Below are 6,041 nucleotides of genomic sequence, written 5' to 3'. Positions count from 1 at the left end.
TCGTCGAAGGTGTCGGCCAGCTCCTTGAGCTCGTCGTCCGGACCGCCCAGCTCGATACGCCGGTGCAGATCGGAACCGGCCACCCGCTGCGCGGTACGGGTGATCCGGCCCAGCGGCGACAGCACCCGCCCCGCCATCGCGTACCCGAAGGCGAACGCCACGACCGTCAGCCCCAGCAGCGCCAGCAGGGAACGGTTCAGGAAGGTCTGCAGGACGAACGCGCGCTGGTCACGAAGGCAGTCGCCGATGGCCGCGTTGATCTCGTCGACCGTGCCGACCGGCGGCAGCGCACGGCAGTTGACGTTGGCCAGGCTGATGTCGCTGCCGAAGACCCGGAACTCCGGGGTGCCTTCCTTGAGCGTGTTGGCCGCGAACATGTAGATGATCGCGAGCAGCACGACGCCGGCCATCAGGAACATGCCGCCGTACAGCAGCGTCAGCCGTATCCGGATGGTCGGCCGGAACCACGGCGCCGGGCGGTCGGCCGGGGCGGGGCCCGCGTGGGGCTTCGGTGGCAGGGGCACCGGCGGGGGCGGTTCGGCAGCGGCGGCCACCGCGGTCAGCCCCGACGGCCCGGCGGAGCGGGCACGGCGACGGATACCGGGACGCTGAACGGGCCCACTGCTGATCCTTCCTCAGGTGCCGCGGAACGCGCGACAGGGTGGCAAAGCCTGCCCATCCTGCACGGGAAGGTGGTAAGTCGGGGGTAAGGGCGGGTGCGCCCGCCGGCTCCGTGGGCGGGGCGGCGGCCGCCGCCGTCACTGGTCGACCTGCTGCTGGAGCACGTCGCAGGTGTACTGGAACTCGTCCATCAGCCGGGTGGACTCCACCACGAGCACTCCGTAGGGGTAGGCCGGGTCGGTCAGCGGCAGCCCGTCCTGCTCGGCCTGCTCGGTCACCTTGCGGCAGCACTCCTGCGCCTGTTCCGCGAGTCCGCACAGTTCGCGGGCCTGGTCGGTCAGCGTGTCCTCGTCCAGCTGTCCCAGGACCTGGCTGATCCGGGAGACGGATTCGAGGAAGTCGGCGTAGCCGCTCAGAAAGCGCCGGTCCCGGCCGTTGCCGTCCTGGCGCCACTGGTCGAGGCTGCGGGTGAGCGAGGCGGTCTGGTACATGGTCCGCTCCAGCGCCTTGAGCACCGCGCCGTAGCCTTCGAAGCCCTTGCGGCCCCGGTGGCGGCCCAGGCGGTTGCGCGGGTTGAAGTAGAGGCTCTCGCGCGCGGTGCGCAGCCCGTTCTCGGCCTGGGTGATCAGTGTGCCGGTCTGCTCGGCCCGGCCGCGCCAGTGGCTGATGCGCTCCTCGTCCATCTCGCCCTCGCGCATGGCCGGGTATATGTCGCTGACCAGGTCGCACAGGGTGCGGGCGAGGGTGTGGATGCCGTGTTCGGCACTGCGGTAGCGCAGCGGCGGCACCAGTGCGACGTTGACGACGACGCCGACGCCGCATCCGATGAGGACCAGCAGGATGATCTGGCCCAGGTGGGTGATCTTGCCGATTCCGGCCGGCGCCGAGATGTAGGTGGAGAAGGCGAAGAACGCCGCCGTCGCCACCTGGGAGCCCTGCGATCCGAGGGCGGGCCATCGGCCGATGGCGAGGGCCACGACCGCGACGAGCGCGAAGGTGAGGAGGTCGGGCCCGGCCAGGTACCCCAGGACGGCCTGTACGGCGACCCCGGCCGCCACGGCGCCCACGTAGCGCAGTGACTGCAGCAGGGACTGGTACACGGTCACCTGCATGATCAGGACGGCGGAGAACGGCGCGAACGCCGGGGACTCCGCGTCGAGCAGGTTGTAGGAGAGCACCCAGGCGGCGGTCGCCGCCAGCGTGCTCTTGCCGATCAGCAGCAGCGTGTGGCGTTCGTGGCCCGCCGAGCCCCAGGCCCGGCTCCACCACTGCCGCACCCGGGCGACGCGCCCTTGCGGCGCGGGCTCCTCGCGGTGCTGTTGCTGCTGCTGCTGCCGCCCGCTTTCGGAGCCCCGCGCCCCGGACCGGGTCTCCTGTTCCCGCGTCCGAGGGTCTTGCCCGCGTTCCTGAGACTCCTGCTTCCGCGTCCGACCGGCCATGCACGCTCCGTTCCTCATCCGGTCCGCATCTGTCGGCGGTCCGTACGTTCTCACTCGTTACCCCGTCGGCGCGCTGATGCCTCATGTCCGTACGACGCCGGCACTCCGCCGCCGTACGGAAGACCGCGGACGGCGCGCCGGACGGGATTCCGAAGCGCCGCCGCTCGTGTGTCCCGGCGGACGCCTCTTGACACTCGGCGTTCCGGGGTTGTCGCTGTGGAGTGGGTCACCGCGGCGGCGGGGAGTGCGCGGACGGCGGAGCGGGGCGGGTGGAGTGGAGTGAGGTGGGGCGGAGCGGGGTGGCCTTCGGTGTGCGGCGCCTGCCGGGCTACCGCTTCGACGATGCCGAGGCCGAGGTCGAGATGGAGGTCGAGGTCGAGGTCGAGGCCAAGGCCTCCGCGACGGTGACCTGTGACCGGTCGAGCGCGGTGGCCCCGTCCTCGATGTCCCACAGGGAGTTCTGGAGCAGCCGGCCCAGCGTCCAGCCGGCCGCCCGCTCGCGGTCCAGGCCGAGCGCGTCGGTCAGCAGGTCGAACCGGCGCCGTACGACACGGTGGGCGTCCCCCGTCGCGACGACGTCCTCCCACCGGCTGTCCAGGGCAGGCCACAGGTCGAATCCGGGGTCCCCGGCGAGCGGTTCCGGGTCGATGGCGAGCCACGGTTCGCGCTCCGCGGCCAGTACGTTGTCGTAGTGCAGGTCCCAGTGCAGCAGCCGGTCCCCCGGCTCGCCGGCCAGGTCGGCCACCACCGACGCCCAGGTCCGCAGGTGCCGCCGGTCGGCGGGGTCGGACAGCGAGGCCAGCGCCGTGGGCACCTGCTCCAGCATCCCGGCGGCGATGTCACCGAGTCCGCGCAGGCCCTCCGGTGCGGGGACGGCGACGAGGCGCCGCAGCAGCCCGGCGAGGACGGTCATCGCGGTGTCGTCGTCCGCGACGGACGCCAGCGTGCGGGACCCGTCCAGCCGTTCCAGCAGCATGGCGCCGCTCGCCCGGTCATGGTCGATCAGCCGCACGGCGCCGTCGCCGTTCCAGGTGCGCAGGCCGACCAGCGCCGCGTCGGTCTCCTCCTTGGGCGGCTGGAACCGCAGCACGGCGGGCGTCCCGTCCGTACGCGCCACCGGCAGGACGAGGGAGGCCATTCCGGACCCGGCCTCGCCGTCCCGCCGCAGCTCCCAGCGCTCAAGGAAGGCCGCGGTGAGCGCGGGCAGGGCGGCGAGCCAGGCCCGTCCGGCGTCGTCCCCGGCGTACGACGCGGCCAGCGCGTCCGGGATGCCGACGCTTTCCGACGTACTCATGGAAGCCTTCCTTCGCCGGAGTCGGATTTCGCGCCGCGAACCTACCGGAGTTCTTCGTGACGCGATCATGCGTGAACGTTTTCCGGCCTCGCGCGCTCTCCGTTCGATGGCCTGTTTCTCGGGGAAGAGTTGGACTCGTCGCGGCAGGACACGAGGGAGGCAGGATGGGACAACATCACCGGGGCGAGCCGTCCGACAAGCCGTGGACGCCGCCGCCCGAGCCGCCCAGCCCGGACGGCGACAACCCGGGCAAGAAGAAGTAGCCGGTGCGCTGGCGAGACGTGGCGCGCACGGCGCTCGCCACCAAGGGGGCCTTCCGCCGGCCGTGGCTGGCGCAGGCGTTCGACGTGGTCGACCGGGAGCAGTTCGTGCCCTCCCGGTTCTGGGGCCTGCCCGCCCAGGACAACGGGCTCTATCCGCTGCTGGACCGCGAGGAGGACGAGGAGCGCTGGCGGCAGGCCGTGTGGGACACCAGCCGTTCCGCCGTCGTCCAGATGGATGACGGGGCCACCGCGCTCGACGGACCGGCCCGTGGCGACTTCACCTCGTCGGTGTCCGCGATGGACATCGCCTACGAGAAGCTGTGCCATCTGGACCTTGACCCGGGACACCGCGTCCTGGAGATCGGGACGGCGTCGGGCTACAACACGGCCCTGCTGTGCGAGCGGGTCGGCAGCGCGCGGGTGACGACCGTGGAGGTGGACCCGGCTCTCGCCGCATGGGGCACGGGCAACCTGAAACGGGCCGGGTACGCCTCGGTACAGGCCGTCTGCGGTGACGGGCTGGCGGGCGGGCCCGAGGACTGGACGCGGTCCGGGCCGTACGACCGGGTCCTCAGTACGGCGTCGGTGCGGCGCGTTCCGGCGGCGTGGCTGGAGCAGTCGGCCGAGGGAGGGCTGATCCTCACCCCTTTCGGCACGGCGTACGCCAACGCGGGCCTGCTGAGGCTGCGCGTGGCGGACGGCCGGGCCGAAGGGAGGTTCGTCGGCAGCGCCCACTACATGTGGGCCCGCGGCCAGCGTCCCCGCCGCGTCATCGACGCACCGGACAGTTCGCGCCGCGGCGCCTCGCCCCTCGATCCGGCGGAAGTGCTCCAGGGCAGTTGGCAGCAGGACTTCGCCATCGGCCTGCATGCGCGCGACATCGACTACACCCACCGCGGCGACGGACCGGACAAGCAGGTCCAGCTCTGGGACGAGTCCGGTACGTCGGTCGCCGTCGTCGCCTACGACACCTGGTGGCAGCACGGTTCGGTTCGGGTCTGGGGGCCGCGCGATCTGTGGCGGGAAGTCGTCACCGCGTACACCTGGTGGCGCGTCCACGGCCGCCCGGACCTCCCCCGCTTCGGCGTCAGCGTGGAGCGCGACGGAACGCACCGGACGTGGCTCGACGAGCCCGGCCACGAGGTCGGGTGAACGGGCGCCGCCGCAACCGGGCATATCCCGCCGTCACACTTCCGCAAGGTGCCCGGCACGCCACTTTCGGCGGTCGTGCCGCAGGCGCCGGTGGCCGGTGCTCGCCTGTCGTATCCGTCTCACGGGCCCGCTCGTGCTCGGACAGGGACAGGAATCCGCCAGGCTGTCAGCGCTCTCCGACGCCGCAGCCGGCACAGTGGACCCCCTCCCCCACACGCGGTTGTTCCGTAGGAGGAAAGGTGGGGCGTGGCGGGTGACGGGGGTTGGCCGCATCTTTGGTCCGCGCACCGAGCGAACCGGTCGGCGCCATTGCCCCTACAGCATCTCGGCTACGCGGGACTACCGTGACGGGCGGGCCCGGGGAACCGCCCCGTGGCCGTACCGAGGGGGAACATATGGCGAACGCGGACTTCCGGGCCAGGACAGTGATCCGCCGGAACCAGGCCTGGACATCCGGTGACGGCAGCACCCTCGTGCGCCTCCAGGAAGACGGCAACTTCGTCGTCTACCGCCACGACAAGGCCGCTTGGCAGGCCGACAACGTCTACCCGAACGGCGACACCGCCGCCTTCGAGTTGGACGGCAACCTTTCCGTCTACGACTCCGGCGGCAATCGGATCTGGCACTCCGACACCGCGGGCAACCAAGGCGCCACCTTCTCCGTCCAGGACGACGGCAACGTCGTCATCTACGACTCCAACGGTCGGCCGATCTGGCACACCAACACCGCGGGCTGACCACGTCGCACCGCGATCCGCCTCCCTCCGGCCGCCTTCGGCCGTGACCGACGGCCGGCGGCACCAGGGGCCTCAGTCCCCGAGGGCCGCCGCCATGCGGTCGAGGTCGGCGAGGAGGGCGGCCAGGCGTTGCTGCGGGATGGCGTCGATCATGCGCCGTTCGATGGCGTAGACGGCGCCGCGGGCCGCGTCGAGGCGGTCGAGGCCCTCTTCGGTGAGATGGGCGGGGAGGGCACGGCCGTGGTCGGTGGTGCGCGGCCGGGAGACCAGGCCGGCGTCCTGGAGACCGCGCAGGACGACGTTCATGGACTGCCGGGTGACGAACGTGCCGCGGGCCAGGTCGGCGTTGGACAGACCGGGCTGCTCGTCGAGGAGTTCGAGGCAGGAGTACTGCGGCACGGTCAGGCCGTGTTCGCGCAAGGCCTTGTCCATGGCGGCGCGCAGGGCCGCGGCGGAGCGTTTGAGGCGGTACCCCACGTGCTCGGTGATGTCCTCGGCGGGGTGGGGCGGTTCCACGGGCTTCCGGTTACTCATG

Annotated in this window: 6 protein-coding genes; 2 read left to right on the top strand and 4 right to left on the bottom strand. The window is 72.0% G+C overall.

Features of this window, described 5'->3' with window-relative positions; genetic code table 11:
* The 3 genes from ACFV57_RS20855 to ACFV57_RS20845 all read right to left on the bottom strand — a co-directional run.
* The coding region (locus ACFV57_RS20855; protein ID WP_385234123.1) for a HAMP domain-containing protein at positions 1 to 554 on the bottom strand (554 nt) is incomplete at its 3' end.
* A 204-nt stretch (positions 555 to 758) separates the two neighbouring features.
* The gene (locus ACFV57_RS20850; protein WP_385234120.1) at positions 759 to 2,060 is read right to left on the bottom strand and encodes an aromatic acid exporter family protein; all 1,302 of its coding nucleotides are present in this window, start codon (positions 2,058 to 2,060) and stop codon (positions 759 to 761) included.
* 328 nt (positions 2,061 to 2,388) lie between these two features.
* Positions 2,389 to 3,354, bottom strand: a complete 966-nt coding sequence (locus ACFV57_RS20845; protein WP_385234117.1) for an aminoglycoside phosphotransferase family protein — start codon at positions 3,352 to 3,354, stop codon at positions 2,389 to 2,391.
* A 266-nt stretch (positions 3,355 to 3,620) separates the two neighbouring features.
* On the opposite strand from ACFV57_RS20845, the gene ACFV57_RS20840 reads away from it, so the two are divergent.
* Positions 3,621 to 4,769 (top strand): protein-L-isoaspartate(D-aspartate) O-methyltransferase, encoded by a 1,149-nt coding sequence (locus ACFV57_RS20840; protein ID WP_385234114.1) that lies wholly within the window; start codon positions 3,621 to 3,623, stop codon positions 4,767 to 4,769.
* Positions 4,770 to 5,164: 395 nt separating this feature from the next.
* Positions 5,165 to 5,506, top strand: a complete 342-nt coding sequence (locus ACFV57_RS20835; protein WP_385234111.1) for a hypothetical protein — start codon at positions 5,165 to 5,167, stop codon at positions 5,504 to 5,506.
* A 72-nt stretch (positions 5,507 to 5,578) separates the two neighbouring features.
* On the opposite strand, the gene ACFV57_RS20830 is transcribed toward ACFV57_RS20835, so the two are convergent.
* Complete coding sequence (locus ACFV57_RS20830) at positions 5,579 to 6,040, bottom strand: MarR family winged helix-turn-helix transcriptional regulator (RefSeq protein WP_385234108.1); 462 nt, start codon at positions 6,038 to 6,040, stop codon at positions 5,579 to 5,581.
* Position 6,041: the final 1 nt, after the last annotated feature.

The sequence above is a fragment of the Streptomyces sp. NPDC059788 genome, from assembly GCF_042732265.1.
Lineage (GTDB): Bacteria > Actinomycetota > Actinomycetes > Streptomycetales > Streptomycetaceae > Streptomyces.
This window is presented reverse-complemented; position numbering and strand designations above follow the sequence as displayed.